The organism is Kitasatospora indigofera (assembly GCF_014655955.1).
Taxonomy (GTDB): Bacteria; Actinomycetota; Actinomycetes; order Streptomycetales; family Streptomycetaceae; genus Kitasatospora; species Kitasatospora indigofera.
This window is the reverse complement of the sequence record NZ_BNBO01000026.1, coordinates 47,718-62,743: the sequence shown is the minus strand read 5'-3', so window position 1 is coordinate 62,743 and position 15,026 is coordinate 47,718. Positions and strand designations below refer to the sequence as shown.

The 15,026-nt window shown below is 74.6% G+C and carries 15 protein-coding genes; 9 read left to right on the top strand and 6 right to left on the bottom strand.

All coding sequences use genetic code 11. From position 1 onward, the window contains the following. Positions 1-28: 28 nt before the first annotated feature. Complete coding sequence (locus IE329_RS22045) at positions 29-1,456, bottom strand: class I adenylate-forming enzyme family protein (protein ID WP_373311252.1); 1,428 nt, start codon at positions 1,454-1,456, stop codon at positions 29-31. Positions 1,457-1,633: 177 nt separating this feature from the next. Here IE329_RS22045 and IE329_RS22040 point away from each other — a divergent pair, with 177 nt between their 5' ends. The 4 genes from IE329_RS22040 (at position 1,634) to IE329_RS22025 (ending at position 6,207) form a co-directional block, all read left to right on the top strand. After that, entirely contained in the window at positions 1,634-2,752 is a 1,119-nt protein-coding gene (locus tag IE329_RS22040) for an alpha-hydroxy acid oxidase (RefSeq protein WP_190212669.1), read from the top strand. Positions 2,753-2,915: 163 nt separating this feature from the next. Beyond that, on the top strand, positions 2,916-3,689 hold the full coding sequence (locus IE329_RS22035; protein WP_190212668.1) for a methyltransferase domain-containing protein: 774 nt from the start codon (positions 2,916-2,918) through the stop codon (positions 3,687-3,689). A 167-nt stretch (positions 3,690-3,856) separates the two neighbouring features. Beyond that, a complete protein-coding gene (locus tag IE329_RS22030; protein WP_190212667.1) occupies positions 3,857-4,792 on the top strand; it encodes an alpha/beta hydrolase in 936 nt (311 codons plus the stop codon). Further along, complete coding sequence (locus tag IE329_RS22025; protein WP_229927651.1) at positions 4,789-6,207, top strand: aminotransferase-like domain-containing protein; 1,419 nt, start codon at positions 4,789-4,791, stop codon at positions 6,205-6,207. Before IE329_RS22030 ends, IE329_RS22025 begins: the two co-directional genes overlap by 4 nt. Before the next feature lie 90 nt (positions 6,208-6,297). On the opposite strand, the gene IE329_RS22020 is transcribed toward IE329_RS22025, so the two are convergent. The 5 genes from IE329_RS22020 to IE329_RS22000 all read right to left on the bottom strand — a co-directional run bounded on the left by IE329_RS22020 (position 6,298) and on the right by IE329_RS22000 (position 10,753). Next, on the bottom strand, positions 6,298-6,690 hold the full coding sequence (locus tag IE329_RS22020) for a transglycosylase family protein (protein WP_190212666.1): 393 nt from the start codon (positions 6,688-6,690) through the stop codon (positions 6,298-6,300). Between the two features lie 539 nt (positions 6,691-7,229). Then, positions 7,230-7,994 carry an ABC transporter permease gene (locus IE329_RS22015; protein ID WP_190212665.1) on the bottom strand — a complete coding sequence of 255 codons (765 nt, stop codon included), beginning with the start codon at positions 7,992-7,994 and terminating at the stop codon, positions 7,230-7,232. 184 nt (positions 7,995-8,178) lie between these two features. After that, complete coding sequence (locus IE329_RS22010) at positions 8,179-9,153, bottom strand: ATP-binding cassette domain-containing protein (protein WP_190212664.1); 975 nt, start codon at positions 9,151-9,153, stop codon at positions 8,179-8,181. 107 nt (positions 9,154-9,260) lie between these two features. Beyond that, positions 9,261-10,439, bottom strand: coding sequence for a glycosyltransferase (locus tag IE329_RS22005; RefSeq protein ID WP_190212663.1), 1,179 nt, complete (start codon positions 10,437-10,439; stop codon positions 9,261-9,263). Beyond that, positions 10,436-10,753, bottom strand: a complete 318-nt coding sequence (locus tag IE329_RS22000; protein ID WP_190212662.1) for a hypothetical protein — start codon at positions 10,751-10,753, stop codon at positions 10,436-10,438. Before IE329_RS22000 ends, IE329_RS22005 begins: the two co-directional genes overlap by 4 nt. 96 nt (positions 10,754-10,849) lie before the next feature. Here IE329_RS22000 and IE329_RS21995 point away from each other — a divergent pair, with 96 nt between their 5' ends. From IE329_RS21995 to IE329_RS21975, 5 genes are all read left to right on the top strand, one after another. Next, entirely contained in the window at positions 10,850-11,782 is a 933-nt protein-coding gene (locus IE329_RS21995; protein WP_190212661.1) for a 3-oxoacyl-[acyl-carrier-protein] synthase III C-terminal domain-containing protein, read from the top strand. Between the two features lie 154 nt (positions 11,783-11,936). Beyond that, on the top strand, positions 11,937-12,224 hold the full coding sequence (locus tag IE329_RS21990) for a phosphopantetheine-binding protein (RefSeq protein WP_190212660.1): 288 nt from the start codon (positions 11,937-11,939) through the stop codon (positions 12,222-12,224). A gap of 4 nt (positions 12,225-12,228) precedes the next feature. After that, positions 12,229-13,155 (top strand): 2-hydroxy-acid oxidase, encoded by a 927-nt coding sequence (locus IE329_RS21985; protein ID WP_190212659.1) that lies wholly within the window; start codon positions 12,229-12,231, stop codon positions 13,153-13,155. Further along, positions 13,152-13,958: a 4'-phosphopantetheinyl transferase family protein gene (locus tag IE329_RS21980; RefSeq protein WP_190212658.1), complete on the top strand. Its 807-nt coding sequence runs from the start codon at positions 13,152-13,154 to the stop codon at positions 13,956-13,958. Before IE329_RS21985 ends, IE329_RS21980 begins: the two co-directional genes overlap by 4 nt. Positions 13,959-14,074: 116 nt before the next feature. Continuing rightward, complete coding sequence (locus tag IE329_RS21975) at positions 14,075-14,971, top strand: class-II aminoacyl-tRNA synthetase family protein (RefSeq protein ID WP_229927650.1); 897 nt, start codon at positions 14,075-14,077, stop codon at positions 14,969-14,971. Positions 14,972-15,026: the final 55 nt, after the last annotated feature.

Sequence of the window (15,026 nt, the reverse complement as noted above, 5' to 3'; positions counted from 1 at the left end):
GCGGTGGAGGGCTCAGGGCGCGGGAGGGTCAGGGCGCGGGAGGCGTCGCGACGGCCGCGTGCAGGGCCGCCGGGTCCCGCAGGAGCTTTCCGGTGGCCGTCCGGGGGAGGGCGGCGAGGAAGGAGAGCCGCCGCGGCCGCTTGTAGGAGGCGAGCAGGCGGGTGACGCCGTCGCGGATGGCGTCCGCGTCGGCGGCCTCGTCCGCGGCCAGGAAGGCCTCGACTGCTCCCCCTGCGAAGACCACCACGGCCTCGCGCACCTCGGGGAGCGCGGCCAGCGTCTGCTCGACCTCGGTGAGGTCCACCTTGAGGCCGCCGATGGAGACCTGCGAGTCCCGCCGGCCGAGGACGGTGACCAGCCCGGTGCCGGCGTCCAGCAGGCCCGCGTCCCTGGTGTGCAGCCAGCCGTCGGACCAGCGGCCCGGGTCCAGCAGCCCGGGGTAGGGCGAGGCGGCCGTCCGGATGTGCAGTTCGCCGCCCTCCTCGCGGAGTTCGACGCCGGGCACCGGCCGCGCCTGCGGATGCAGGGCGCCGCTGAGGTCGGTGGCGATCACCCCGAGCTCGGTCATGCCGTACATGGTGCCCAGCGGCACGCCGTAGCGCGCCGTGAACGCCGCGGGCAGCCCCGGCCGGACGAGTTCGCCGGCCACGATCATCCGGCGCAGCTGCGGGAGCCGCGGCGGTGCCGAGGCCGCCGCCAGCAGCTCGGCGTGGAACGGGACACCGATCACGGTGGTGGGGCGCTCGTCGGCGGCGACGGCGGCGAGGATGCCGGCCGCCGTCATCCGTTCGGGGACGCAGAGCGGGGCCCGGGCGTGCAGGCTGTTGAGCAGCCCGCCGACCAGTCCGAGGACGTGCACCACGGAGGAGAGCAGCACCACCCGCTCACCCGCGCGGGGGAAGCCGGCGAGGCTTGCGTAGCAGTCGAGTTCGCGGATCAGGTCGCCTGCTGTCCGGGCGATCACCTTGGACGGTCCGGTGGAGCCGGAGCTGAGCTGCACCAGCGCGTGCCCGGTGCCTGCCGGCCGCCCGCCCGCCACCGGTTCGGCGACCGGCTCGACCTCGGCCCAGCCCCGCAGCGCCGCCGAGGGGCGGTGCCGCGAACCTACCAGGACCTGCGGCCGCAGCCGCTCGACCGCGAGGCCGATCTCATGGTCGGTCAGACGATGGTCCAGCAGCACCACTTGGGCCCCGAGCCGCCAGCCGGCCAGCAGGGTGGTGACGAATCCGAGCGAGGGCGGCAGCCGGAGCGCCACCGTGCCGCCGGCTGCCAGGCCGGCGGCCGCGAGCTGCGTGGCCTGTCCGTCGACCAGGCCGCGCAGGGCCCGCCGGTCGACGGGAGCACCGAAGTGCAGGCACTCCTCGTCCTCGGGACCGGACAGGAGGACGTGCTCCACCCAGTCCTGCGGGGCTTCGGCGTGCGGATGTGAAGAGGAGGGAAAGCCGGTCAACGCCACTCCACACAGAGGAGGTTGATATGGACGTCGGTTCACAAGCAGTACGGTCAATTCCGAATCCAGACAATCGCACAGACGAATCGTCAAATCAAGGTCTATACCAATCAGGTCTGGACCTCCTACGCTGCCGATCCGGGACTGGTCCGAGCGCGGCCGTCCGGGAGAGGAAGCCCGAGGATGCCCGTGGGACCCTTCACACTCGCGGATGTCGAGCGCGAAGCGCGTGCCCGACTTCCCTCCGAGGTCTGGGACTTCATCCAGGGCGGCAGTGGGTCGGAACGCACCCTGGCGGCCAATGCCGCCCAGTTCGGCCGTTACGCCCTGCGTCCCCGGACGCTGGTCGACGTCTCGGCCTGCGACACCGGGCTGGACCTGCTGGGATCGGCCCTGGAGCTGCCGGTCGGGGTCGCGCCGATGGCCTACCACCGGCTGGCCGACGACGAGGGGGAGACCGCCACGGCGCGCGCCGCGGGCCGGGCCGGCGCACTGCTGGTCGCCGGGATCTTCGCCAGCCGGACTTTGGAGGAGATCGCGGCCGCCGCCACCGGGCCGCTCTGGCTGCAGCTCTACTGGCTGCGCCGCCGGGACGCGCTGGCCGCGCTGGTCGAGCGCGCCGAGGCGGCCGGCTACCGGGCGCTGGTGCTCACCGTGGACGCGCCCCGGGTCGGCCGCCGGCTGCGGGACGCCCGCAACGGCTTCGCCGTCCCCGCGGGGATCCGCGCCGTCAACCTGGACCCCGGCCTGATGGCCGCCAGCCACCGGAGCGCCGCGGGTGCGTCCGGCATCGAGTCGCACGCCCGGGAGCAGTTCGACCCCGCCCTGAGCTGGTCGGACCTGGCCTGGCTGCGGGAGCGCAGCAGCCTGCCGCTCGTCCTCAAGGGGATCCTCACCGCGGAGGACGCCCGGCTGGCGGCCGAGCACGGGGTGGCGGCCGTGGTGGTCTCCAACCACGGCGGCCGGCAACTGGACGGCGCCCTGCCGAGCCTGGCCGCGCTGCCGGAGGTGGTGGGCGCCCTGCCGCCGGAGATCCCGGCGCTGTTCGACGGCGGGGTGCGCACCGGTGCGGACGTCGCCGTGGCACTCGCCCTCGGCGCCCGCGCCGTCCTGGTCGGCCGCCCGGTGCTGTGGGGGCTGGCCGCCGGCGGCGAGGCGGGGGTCGACGCGGTGCTGGGCCTGCTGCGCAGCGAACTTGAGGACGCCATGGCCCTGCTGGGCCGCCCCGCACTGCGCGACCTGGACCGGACCACGCTGGCGCCCTGGCCCGGGGTGCCGGCCGGCCACCGCCCCGACCGGTAGGACGCGTCCGGCCCGCCCGATATCCCGCTGTGCCGGTGCGGCCCGGAGCGTCGCCCGCAGGCCGCGAGAACGGACGGTGGTATGTCGGCGAACAATCTTTTCGACAGTTTTTGACATGAACGGTCATAGGCGCACCAAAGAAAGACAAGGCGGAGCAGCGGACATGACAAAGAAGGCCTCCTTTCCCGGTTGGGACTGGGACGATCCGGACGCCCTCGCCGTCCTCCTCGACGACTTCAGCGAGCAGGTCGCCGGCTGCGGGAAGCTCGAACCGATCGCCTCCGAGCTGCCGCACGACCGTGCGGACTTCCTGGAACTCGGGCTCACCGGCATCGAGTTCGCCGCCTTCCGGACGGCCCACCCCGGCGGCCTCGGCACCGACCTCGCCGCCCTGCGCGGCCCCGGCCTCACCAGTGAGCCGGGCACCCTCTACCGGGTCGACGGCGACCGGGTCTTCACCCAGCTGGACATCTCCGAGCCGCTGCCCTTCGCCGACGGCAGCGTCGACTGGGTCTACGCCGAGCACCTGATCGAGCACGTCACCATGCCGGTGGCGGTCGGCTGGCTGCGCGAGGCGCGGCGGGTCCTCCGGCCCGGCGGCGTCCTCCGGATCACCACCCCCGACCTCGCCCGCTACCTGGCCGGCTACGTCAACGACGACGGCTTCCTGGCCCGGCACCGCCGACGGCTCGGGATGCTGGGCTTCGGCCCGCCGATGCCGGCCCGCCCGGCCTTCCTGGTGAACCAGATCTTCCGCTACTACGGCCATCAGTGGATCTACGACCTGGACGAGCTGCGGCACGTGCTCACCAGGGCCGGCTTCGAGACCGGCCAGGTCCGGGAGTGCGCCTACCGGCAGGGGGTCCGCCCCGACGTCGCCGACCTCGACACCGCCTTCCGCACCGACGAGACGATCTACGTCGAGGCCGACCGCTGACCTCGCGGGGCCGACGGATGCACCGGCCCCACCAGCCCCACGGGCCTCTTCTGGCGCACCGGCCCCACCGGCCCCGACCGGCCTCTTCTGGCGCACCTGCCCCGACCGGCGTGGCCGCCCGACCGCGTACCCGACCGCGACTCCCCGCACAGACCGACGGGACACCCATGCCACTGCACCCCCAGGCCCAGGACCTGCGCGACCGCCGCGCGCGCTCCGGGGCGCCACCCCTTTACACGCTGACCCTGGCCGAGGCCCGGGCCGCCGACCTGGCCGACATCCGGGCCGCCGCCGGAACCCCGGAGCCCGTGGCGGCGGTCGAGGAGCACCGGATCGACGGGCCCGGCGGCCCGCTCGTGCTCCGGCTCTACCGGCCGGCGGCGCCGCCGGGCCCGCTCCCCGGGCTGCTCTACCTGTTCGGCGGCGGCTGGACCCTCGGCTCGCCCGACACCTCCGACGCGATCTGCCGCCGGCTGACCAACACGGCCGGCTGCGTGACCGCCTCCGTCGGCTACCGGCTCGCGCCCGAGCATCCCTTCCCCGCCGCCGTCGAGGACTGCCGGGCCGCCGTCCGGTGGTTCGCCCGGCACGCCGGCGGCCTGGGCGTGGACCCGGCGCGGCTGGCCGTCGGCGGCGACAGCGCGGGCGGCAACCTGGCCGCCGCCGTCACCCTGCTCTGCCGCGACGAGGGCGGCCCCGCCCTCGTGCACCAGCTGCTCGTCTACCCCAACACCGACCACCGGGCCGACACCGCCTCGCTGCGCGAGAACGACGACCCGGCGCTCTTCAACCGCCGTTCGGTCCGCTGGTACTGGAACCACTACCTGGCGGACGCCGCCGACGGCGGCCACCCGCTGGCCTCGCCGCTGCGCGCCGCCGACCTGGCGGGCCTGCCCCCGGCCACCGTGATCACCGCCGAGTACGACCCGCTGCGGGACGAGGGCGAGCGCTACGCCGACGCGCTGCGGGCGGCCGGCGTGCCCGTCGCCCTGCGCCGCTACCAGGGGATGCCGCACGGCTTCTTCGCGATGGCGGGCGTCCTGGACGCGGCCCAGGAGGCGCAGCGGTACGCCGCCGAGCGGCTGCGCGAGGCGTTCCGGTGACGGCCGCGCCCGCCCGGGACACGGCCCGCGGCGGCGCCTCGGCGACGGCCCGCGACGACGGACCGAACCCCGTCCCGCCCGTCGCCCCGACCACCGGCGCGCCCGTCCTGCCCCCCGTCGCCCCGATCCCGATCGCCGACCTGCACGGCTCGCTCGCCGACCCGCTGCTCGACGCCATGACCTTCCTCAACGAGGTCACCGAGCGCTACCCCGACGCCGTCTCCTTCGCCCCCGGACGCCCCTACGAGGGCTTCTTCGAGCCGGAGCAGGTGCACGAGCACCTCGACGCCTACCTCGCCCACCTGGCCGAGCGCGGGCTGAGCCGCGCGGCCGTCCGCACGGCCCTGTTCCAGTACGGGCCGACCAAGGGCATCATCACCGACCTGGTGGCCCGCACCCTGGCCAACGACGAGGGGCTGGACGTGCCGGCGGAGTCCCTGGTGCTGACCGTCGGCGCCCAGGAGGGGATGCTGCTGGTGCTCCGGGCGCTCTGCGCGGACCAGGACGACGTCCTGCTGGTCAGCTCGCCCTGCTACGTCGGCGTCACCGGCGCCGCCCGGCTGCTCGGCCTCAGCACCGTGCCGGTGCCGGAGGGGCCGGACCACGGCCCCGACCCGGAGGCCGTGGCCGCCGCGGCCCGAGAGGCCCGGGCGGCGGGCCGGCGGCCCCGCGCGCTCTACGTCGTCCCCGACTTCGCCAACCCCTCGGGGGCCAGCATGCCGACGCCGGCCCGGATCCGGCTGCTGGACGTGGCGGCCGCCGAGGGCCTGCTGGTGGTGGAGGACAACCCGTACGGCTTCTTCACCCGCGAACCGGGCGCCAGGCCCACGCTCAAGGCGCTCGACCGGCGCCGGCAGGTCGTCTACCTCGGCTCCTTCGCCAAGACCTGTTTCCCCGGGGCCCGGCTCGGCTACGTGGTCGCCGACCAGCAGGTGGCCGGCCCGGGCGGGCGGCTGTCCCTGCTGGCCGACGAGCTGGCCAGGCTGAAGAGCATGACGACGGTCAACACGCCCGCCCTCAGCCAGGCCGTCATCGGCGGCATGCTGCTGCGCAACGACTGCCGGCTGCGCAGGGCCAACGCCCCGGCCACCGCCTTCTACGCGGCCAACCTGGAGACCCTGCTGAGGGAGCTCGAACGGCACTTCCCCGCGCCGGAGCGGGCGCGGCTCGGGCTGGACTGGAACCGCCCCGAGGGCGGCTTCTTCGCCGTCCTCACCGTGCCGTTCACGGCGGACGAGGCCGCGATGGAGCGCTGCGCCCGGGGCTACGGGGTGCTCTGGACCCCGATGGCGCCGTTCTACCCGGCGGGCGGCGGCGAACGCCGGCTGCGGCTGTCGATCAGCTCGCTCACCGAGCCCGAGATCGTGGCGGGTGTCGCCGGGCTGGCCCGCTTCGTCCGGGACGAGGCGCGGTAGGCGGCGGCCCGGCCGCGGGCATGCCGAAGGGGCCCTGTGCCCGCTCGTGGGAGCGGGCACAGGGCCTCTGTGTCGGCTGTCGCCGGGGTGTTACTTGGTGAGGCCGGCCTTGACGGAGCAGACGGGCCAGGCGCCGGGGCCCTGGGCGGCGAGGACCTTCTCGCCGATGGCGATCTGCTGCGCCTTGGTGGCCTGGTGCGCCTGCGGGGCGTACGCGGTGCCGCCGAAGGCGGCCCAGGTGGAGGAGGTGAACTGCAGCCCGCCGTAGAAGCCGTTGCCGGAGTTGATCGCCCAGTTGCCGGTCGCCTCGCACTGCGCGACCTTGTCCCAGGTCGACGCCGGCGCGGCGGAGGCGGAGGTGGCCGTGACGAGGCCTGCCACCGGCAGGGCCAGCACGGCACCCGCCATCAGGGCCGTCCGCACGCGGTTGCGCTTGGTGGCGGTCTTGGTGGTGGCAGCGGCGGTCTCGTTACGGAAGGTCATGTATATCCTCTCGGGCGCCCTGGCACGGGCAGGTGTGAGCAGGCCCGGCAGGGCCCGTTCGGTACTGGGGGAGTGCGCCGGCGGTGCTCCCGGCCGAGTGGCCGTTGTGCTCGCCGCACTGGTTTCGAAGTTACGGACCTCGGCCGAGGGCATCAAGGTTTCGAAGGAAAGACCCAGGTCAGGGCTTGGTTACCAGCGGTATTCGGCATGGCGGGGCGCCGAGTTCACGGGGATCCGGCCCGGTCGGGCGGCCCGGATGTGGCCCCGGTCACCGCCCCTGGCGGGTGACCTCGGCCACATTGTCGACCCAGCGTGACCCCGTGCGGACGTTCCGCCGAAGCTCCGGGCCCCGGCGCGGGCCGCCGGAATGGCCCAGGTCACATCGCGGCCCGGGGGGCCGGCTCCGGGCCCGCCGGCCGGGTTCGCACGCGGCCGGCGCGCACGCCAGGACGGACCGCGACGTGGGTCCGTCGAGGTCCGTCCGGGTCCTTCCTTGGTCCGCCGGGTCCGTTCCGGGCGGGCCGGCCGGAGCCGTCCCCTCACCGCACCCGGGAGGAGAACAGCCGGGCCGACCAGAACACGGCGGCCACCGTCATGGCAGCCACGATCAGCAGGCTCTGCCACACCGCGTTGTCGCCCAGGTGGCCGGAGAACAGCGCCCGCATGCCCTCGACGGCCCAGTAGAAGGGGTTCCAGTGGGCGGCCGCCTGCAGCCAGTGCGGCGCCAGGGCCAGCGGCAGCAGCACCCCGGAGAGCAGGGCGATCGGCTGGGCGATGGTGTTGACCACCGGGGCCAGTGCCGAGTCGCTCGGCACCAGCAGAGCGATGCCGTACGAGATGGCGGAGGTCATCAGCGCCAGCAGGGCGAGCAGCAGGTAGGCGAGCAGCAGGTCCAGCAGGCGGACCTGGAGGCCGAAGGGCAGGGCCAGCAGGGTGATGATGACGGCCTGCACCAGCAGCGCCACCACCTCCCGCAGGGCCCGCCCGAGCAGCAGGGCCAGCCGGCTCACCGGGGTGACCCGCGAGCGTTCGATGATCCCGGCGCGTAGCTCGCCGAGCAGGCTGAACCCGGTGAACAGGCCGCCGAAGATGACCAGCACGGCCAGCAGGCCGGGCACGTAGATCTGGTAGGTCTCGGCGTAGGTGGTGGCTCCCATCGGGGCGAACACGGGCTTGAGCAGTGGGGCGAACAGCAGCAGGTAGAAGAGCGGCTGGATGACCCCGACGGCGATCCAGACCGGGGTGCGGGCCATCAGCAGCAGTTGCCGCTGGAAGACCAGCCAGGTGTCGCGGGCGAGCTTCAACGGTGTCCCTGCCTCGGTCGGTCGGTGGTCCGGTCGGTCTGTGGCTCTGCGGCTCTGCGGCTGTGTCGGTCTGTGGTGCGCGGTCGGCCTGTCTGCGGGACGGGCGTGGTCGGCCCCGGCGTTCGGCGCCAGGGCCGCCCCGGCCCGCCGGGCGCCGCAGTCGGTGCCGCAATCGGCGCCGCAGTCAGTTCTGCTTCAGCGACCGTCCGGTCCGGGCCAGGAACACGTCGTCCAGGCTGGGCCGTTGGAGCTGGACGGTGCCGGGCGCCAGGCCCGCGCCCTCCAGGGTCCGCAGCAGCTGCGGGATCGCGGCCGCGCCGTTCTCCACGTAGAGCCGCAGGCCGTCCTCGCCCTGGAGTTCGAGCCGGTGCAGGTAGGGCTCGGCGCGCAGGGCGTCGGCGGCCCGCTGGGACCGGTCGGCCGCGCCGTCGCCGAGTTCGAGGCCGACCAGCACCACGTCCCCCGCGATCTCGCGCTTGAGCTCCTCGGGGGTGCCCTCGGCCACCGTTCCGCCGTGGTCGATGATCGCGATCCGGTCGCAGAGCGCGTCGGCCTCGTCCAGGTAGTGGGTGGTCACGAAGACGGTCATGCCCTCGGTGCGCAGGCGCCGGATCTCGTCCCAGACCTGGCTGCGGCTGGGCGGGTCGAGGCCCACCGTGGGCTCGTCCAGGAACAGCACGTTCGGCCCGTGGATCACCCCGAGGGCGATGTCGAGCCGGCGGCGCTGGCCGCCGGAGTAGCTGCTGCAGGGGCGGTCGGCGAACTCGGTGAGGTCGAAGGACTTCACCGCGTCCTCGGTGCGCTGCCTGGCCTCGGACTTGCCGATGCCGTACATCCGCGCCTGCAGCACCAACTCCTCGCGGGCGCTGACGGCGTCGGCGGTGCCGCCGCCCTGGGCGACGTAGCCGATCCGGCGGCGGACCTCACCGGGGTCGGTGAGCAGATCCGCGCCGGCGATCCGGGCGGCGCCGCCGTCCGGCCTGATCAGGGTGGCGAGCATGCGCAGAGTGGTGGTCTTCCCGGCGCCGTTGGGGCCGAGGAAGCCGAAGATCTCACCTGCCGCCACCGAGAGGTCGATGCCGCGGACGGCGTCCACGGTGGCGGCCTTGCTGCGTTTCCGGGACGGGTAGGACTTGCGCAGTCCCTTGGTCTCGATCAACCAGAACTCCCGGGAGGGGATGGGTTGCCGGGGCACCTGGGAATCGGTGCTGCGCGCCACCCTAGGGCTCCGGCCGTACCGAAAACAATGGCCTAGACCATTGGAAATCAGCTTGATCGAGTTCTGCCAATGCTTGCGGCCAGCGCCTCCAGGTGGTCCGCCGCCCGGCCGGCCCCGCCGCCCGCCCGCAGGGCCGCACCCACCCGAACGGCGGCCTCCCGGTGCGCCGTTCCGTCCAGCACCGTGCCGAGGGCGGCCGCCAGCGCCGCCGGTGCGACCCGGGGGAACGGCACCCGTACGCCCGCGCCGGATGCCACCAGCTGGGCCGCGACGAACGGCTGGTCGTGCCGGATCGGCGCCGCCACCAGCGGAATCCCGTGCATCAGGGCCTCGCCGACGGTGTTCATCCCGCCGTGGCAGAGCACCGCGTCCAGTTGCCCACGGGCCATCAACTCGACGACCGGAGCGCGGTCCACGGCCACCGTCCCGGTGGGCAGTGCCGCCGGCAGCAGCTCGCGCGGCGCGGTGACGACGGCCTGCACTCCCGGCCCGCAGAGTTCCAGCGCCCGGGCCGCCCGGGCGTGGAAGTCCGCGCCGATGTCGCCGGCCAGCGTGCCCATGGTGACCAGGACGGTGCGCCGGCCCGGGTCCAGGCGCTCCCAGGGGAACCCGGGATCGGCCGGACGCTCCGACAGCACCGGCCCCACCAGGGCGTACTGCTCCGGGAAGGGCGCCGGGCCGGTCAGTGCGGGCCCGGTCAGCGCGAGCACCAGGTCCGGCGAGAAGCGGGGGTCGGTGAACTCCTCCGGCGGCAGGCCGGCCCGCTGCCAGAGGTCGCCGAGCAGTTCGCGCATCCACGCTTCGACCTGCGGCAACGCCCGTAGCGGGCGGCCCAGTTCCATCGCGCCGGGCGCCAGGCTGGCCCAGCGCAGGCCGTGCCGGTGGGCCACCAGCGCCCCCGCCGGAGTGTGCTGGTCGACCAGCAGGACGTCCGGTCGGAACGCCCGGACCACCGCGTCCAGCGGCTTCGCGGTGAACCGCGCGTACGGGACGATGAAGCCCTCCCAGAGCGAGCGCAGCGCGGCGAGACCGTGCCCGCCCTGGGCCCGGAACAGCCGGCTGCCCGTCCCCAGCACCTGTTCCCCGGGCCCGAGCAGCGGCCGCAGGACGGCCTCCGAGCCCGTCCAGGCGACCTCGTGGCCACGGGCGGTGAGCTCCCGGGCGATGCCGACCGCGGGGTACACGTGCCCGGTGAGCGGGGGAACCACCAGCAGGAAGCGGCTCATCCGGACACCCGCCCGGGCAGCAGGGCGCGCTCCAGGGCGCCGACGGTGAGCGACTCCAGGCCGGCCAGGTCGAGTCCGGCGCGCAGCGCCGCAAGGTCGGCACCTGCTCCGAACCGTTCGCGCAGCAGGACGGCCAGGGTGGCGAGTTCGCACTCGTCCAGCATCAGGTCGCCGTCCAGCCGGGCCTGCGGCGTCACCAGCGCGGCCCATTCCGGCGGTGCTTCGGCGGCTGCCACCAGCAGCGACACCAGGTCGGGGTGCACTTCGGCACCCCGGCCCGGGGCCTGGGCAGGGGACGGTCGGGGGTGTTCCATGGGGGGCTCCACCTGCTCGACGGCACGGGGGCGGGGAATGCGGCGACAGCCCGTGATCACTTGTGCGACCCGGCGGGCGTCGGAATACTAGCCCGGGTGACCGCACTGGAGGCAGTGGCCGTTCACCTGCCCCGCCACACCGTTCCCATTGAGGCGGTAGGGGCCCGGATCGGCCTGACCCCACGTCAACTTCGACTCTTCCGCCGCTTCCACGGCCTGGACCAGGTGCGCCTGGATCCGGACGGGACGCTGCTCGACCTGCTGACCGGCGCGCTGGAGGCGCTGCCGGAACTGCGCGGGCGCGAGCACCTGGTCCGCTTCGTGCTGCACGCACGGAGCATGCCGGTGGCCGTGCCCTACCCGCTCAACCCCCTGCACGACCTGCTCGACCGTTTCGGCCTGAGCGGCGCCAACGCCTTCACCGTCACCCACCACGCCTGCGCGGTGGGACTGCTTGCGGTCGACCTGGCCGGCCGGCTGCTGGCCGGCGAGCCCGACCCGGAGGCGCTCGCGCTGGTGCTGACCGGTGAGAAGACCTTCACCAGGGATGCCCAACTGGTGCCGGAGACGTCCGTCTTCGGCGAGGGCGCGGCGGCCTGCCTGGTCCGGGCCGAGGGCGAACGCGACCGCGTGCTCGCCTACGCCGTCCGGCAGCGTCCGGAGTTCGACGGCCGGCTGGCCGAGGATCCGGATCTGCTGGCGCGCTACCAGCGGGACTACCCGGAGGTGATGGCCGAGGCCGTCCAGGCGGCGCTGGACCAGGCAGGACTAGACCTGTCGGACATCGCGCTGCTGCTTCCGCACAACGTCAACCAGGTCTCCTGGCGGGCGATCTGCCGTCGGATCGGCTATCCGCTCGACAAGGTGGTGCTGGACAACGTGCCATCGGTCGGGCACAGTTTCGCTGCGGACGCTTTCATCAATCTGCACACCGCCACCACACGGGGCCTGCTCCACCAGGGTGACCGCTACCTGATCGCCGCCGCCGGCATCGGAGCCACCTTCTCGGCCATGGTCGTCACGCACTGACGGACCGTCAGCCGAGCCACCCCGTAGGAACCTCAGCCACTGCCGCCCGCCGGCCCCCGGACCGCTGCCCGCGATCACCGGGCCGCGGGCCGGCGAACTCCCGGGCCGGGCCCGGACAAGTCCACTCCTCCACGCACGACGGGACGGGATAGCCATGTCAGACTCCGCGGTACGGACCGACGCCGAACTGCGCGGCCAGGTCCTCCGAAGCATCGGGGACCTGCTGCCGCGCGTCCTGAAGCGCGAACTCGCCGAGGTGCCGGAGAACGCCTGCCTCTTCGACGACCTCGGCCTGACCTCGGCCGGCACCCTGGAACTCATCCTGGAGCTGGAGGAGTCGCTCGACATCCAGGTCGACGTGGAGGAGATCGGGGAGGACGACCTGCGCTCGGTCGCCAGCCTGGCCGACTTCGTCGCCGGACACGTCATCCCCGAGGACTGACCGGATGCCAGGTGCGACCGCCCCCGCCCCCGTCTCCGGCGCAGTCCGGCCGGGCGCCCCGGCGGGGCCCGGACTGCGCGTCGCCCGGGTGCTGACCAGGGACTTCGGCGGCCGGTCGGAAACCTCGCTCGACCCGGACCTGCGGGTCTTCGTCTCCGACCTGGCCCGCCCCTACGGCGTCCCGCTCCGCGAGGACCTGCTGGCGCAGGGCGTCGGGCACTCCTACGGGGAAATGGCCGAGGGCCTGCTGCGGGAGGTCCTGCCCGAGGACGAGCCGGTGGACCTGCTGATCCTGGCCTTCTCGTCCCCCGACGTACGGCCGGGCCGCTCCACCGCCCTGCACCTCAGCCGGTTCTGCCCCGGCTCGCCGCTGGCCTTCGCCGTCTGCGACCAGGGCTCGGCCGCCCCCTTCACGGCGCTCCGGATCGCCACCGACTACGCCCGGACGGGGGCCTGCCGCCGGGCGGTCGTCCTGGTGATGGAGGCGGCCCACCTGCACCACGAACCGGCGGGCCCGGTGGCACTGCCGGAGCGGCACTGCGCGGTCCTCCTGGTCTGCGAGGCGGACGGCGGTGAGGGCGGCGGCGCGGTGGTCCGTCAGTCCTCCGGGCCGGCCGCGGACCCGGCCCCCGACCTCGTCCGGGCCGAGCGGGCGGCGCTGGGTCCGGCGGCGGCCGTCGTGCTCGGACCCGGGCTCACCGTGCCGTCCGGGCCCACTGCACCGCCGGGGCTCACCGCACTGTCCGGCGTGACCGGTTGCGACCGGACGGCGGAGGCGAGGGGCGGGCAGCCGCTCACCGGCGTCTGGAGCGCGCTTGCCGAGCGGCTGCCCGGCTGGCGCGCCGAGGGACGACCGGTGCTGGTCGCCGACCTCGACCGGCGGCTCGGCCGGCTGAGCACCCTCACGCTGCTGCCGGAGCCCGCGCCGTGACCGCCGATCCGCCGCCGCGCGAAGGCGCCGGCCAGGGCTCCGGAGATCCCCGCCCCGCCGGCCCGCGCCCCTCGGCGCCCGACCTCGAACCGGACCCGGTGGACCTGTGGGTGATCCGCACCGACCAGCCGGCGCCCGTCGTCCACCGGCTGCGCCAACTGCTCGACCGGACCGAACTCCACCGGGCCGGCGCCGGCCACGACCCCGAACGGACCGAGCGGTTCACCGTGGTGCACGGCGTCGTCCGGCTGCTCGCCGCCGAGCGGCTCGGGGTGGCCCCCGTCGACCTGGCCTGGCGCCGCGGCCCGCACGGCAAACCGGAGCCGGTGCCCGACGGCTCGGCGGCCGGCGCCCGGCTGCGGCTCAGCTGGTCGGCCTCCGGCGCGCTCGCCGTGCTGGCCCTCGCCGAGGGGCGGCGGGTCGGGGCGGACGTCGAGGAGATCAGGGACGAACGGGTGGCGGCCCGGGTCGCCGGCCGGTACTTCCCCGACACCGACGTGCGGTTCGTGGCGGCGGCCCGCTCGCCCGGCGCCCGGGCCGAGCGCTTCACCCGCCTGTGGTGCCGCCGCGAGGCCGTCGTGAAGGCCTACGGCGGGCGGCTGGCCCAGGGCCTCGGTCTGCCGCTGGCCGGCCCCGCCCCGCTGTGGCTGCCGGACGCCGGCCCCTTGGACCCGGGGCCGTGCTGGGTACGGGACGTCCCCGTGCCCGGGCCGTTCCGCGCAGCCGTTGCGGTCGAGGGCGACCGCCCGTTCCTGGTCCACCGCCGTCGGTGGACCGCCGCCGGCCTTCCGGCGATCCGCTGAGCCACGGCCTCCCGGCCGTCCGCTGAGCCACGGCCTCCCGGCCGTCCGCCGGGCTGCGACCCCTGGCCGTCCGCCGGGCCGCAGCCGTCTCCGAACCGAGCAGGGAAGAACAGGACATGACGAGTACTCATCTCACGATGCCCGACGGCGAGGCCGCCCCGATTCCGGCCGGAGCGCCCGGCGTCCAGCTGTACCCGGCGCCCTTCGAGGCGGTGGTCACCCTGCTGCGCCAGGGCATCGACGCCCTGGCCGCGGAGGAGGGCTTTCCCCGGCTGGCGATCCCCCCGGTCGTCCCGCGAGCCCTGGTCGAGCGGGCCGGCTACGTGAAGGCGTTCCCGCAACTGCTGGGCACCGTGCACAGCTTCGCCGGGACGCCGGCGGAGTGGAAGGAGCTGGCCCCGCACGCCGTGGAGGGCGGCGCCTGGGACTCCGCGCAGCGGGCCGGCGACCTGGTGCTGCTGCCCGCCGCCTGCTACCCCGTCTACGCGGGGCTGGCCGGCAGGGAGTTGGCGCAGCCCGAACGCTTCGCCGTGGAGGGGCAGTGCTTCCGGCAGGAGGCGACCAGCGAGCCGGGCCGGCTGCGCAGCTTCCGGATGGTGGAGCTGGTCACCGCCGGTACCGAGGCGCACTGCCTGGGCTGGCGGGCGTCCTGGCTGGAGACGGTGGCCGGCTGGCTGCGCGGGATGTCGCTCAAGGTGGAGATCGAGGTGGCCGACGACCCGTTCTTCGGCCCGACCCGCCGGCTGTTCCAGGCGGCCCAGCGGGCCCAGGAGTTGAAGTACGAACTCAAGGTCCCGGTGGCGGACGGGCTGGTGCAGGCGATCGCCTCGGCGAACTTCCACAAGGACCACTTCGGCGAGGTCTTCGGGTTCACCGGCGAGGGCGCCCCCGGCAACACCGCCTGCATGGCGTTCGGGATCGAGCGGATCGTTCTCGCGCTGCTGCACGCCCACGGCGGGCGCCCCGCCGAGTGGCCGCGGTCCGTCATCGACGCCATCCGCGGCGACAACTGAGCAAGTGTCACCGGATGACCGGTTTGGTATGGACCAATGACCGGGGGCGCTGATA

Excerpts from the sequence above, each read along its gene's own strand:
- IE329_RS22040 (WP_190212669.1), top strand. The coding sequence starts at position 1,634 with ATGCCCGTGGGACCCTTCACACTCGCGGATGTCGAGCGCGAAGCGCGT.
- IE329_RS22035 (WP_190212668.1), top strand. The coding sequence starts at position 2,916 with ATGACAAAGAAGGCCTCCTTTCCCGGTTGGGACTGGGACGATCCGGAC.
- IE329_RS22030 (WP_190212667.1), top strand. The coding sequence starts at position 3,857 with ATGCCACTGCACCCCCAGGCCCAGGACCTGCGCGACCGCCGCGCGCGC.
- IE329_RS22020 (WP_190212666.1), bottom strand. The coding sequence starts at position 6,690 with ATGACCTTCCGTAACGAGACCGCCGCTGCCACCACCAAGACCGCCACC.
- IE329_RS22005 (WP_190212663.1), bottom strand. The coding sequence starts at position 10,439 with ATGAGCCGCTTCCTGCTGGTGGTTCCCCCGCTCACCGGGCACGTGTAC.
- IE329_RS22000 (WP_190212662.1), bottom strand. The coding sequence starts at position 10,753 with ATGGAACACCCCCGACCGTCCCCTGCCCAGGCCCCGGGCCGGGGTGCC.
- IE329_RS21990 (WP_190212660.1), top strand. The coding sequence starts at position 11,937 with ATGTCAGACTCCGCGGTACGGACCGACGCCGAACTGCGCGGCCAGGTC.
- IE329_RS21985 (WP_190212659.1), top strand. The coding sequence starts at position 12,229 with ATGCCAGGTGCGACCGCCCCCGCCCCCGTCTCCGGCGCAGTCCGGCCG.
- IE329_RS21975 (WP_229927650.1), top strand. The coding sequence starts at position 14,075 with ATGACGAGTACTCATCTCACGATGCCCGACGGCGAGGCCGCCCCGATT.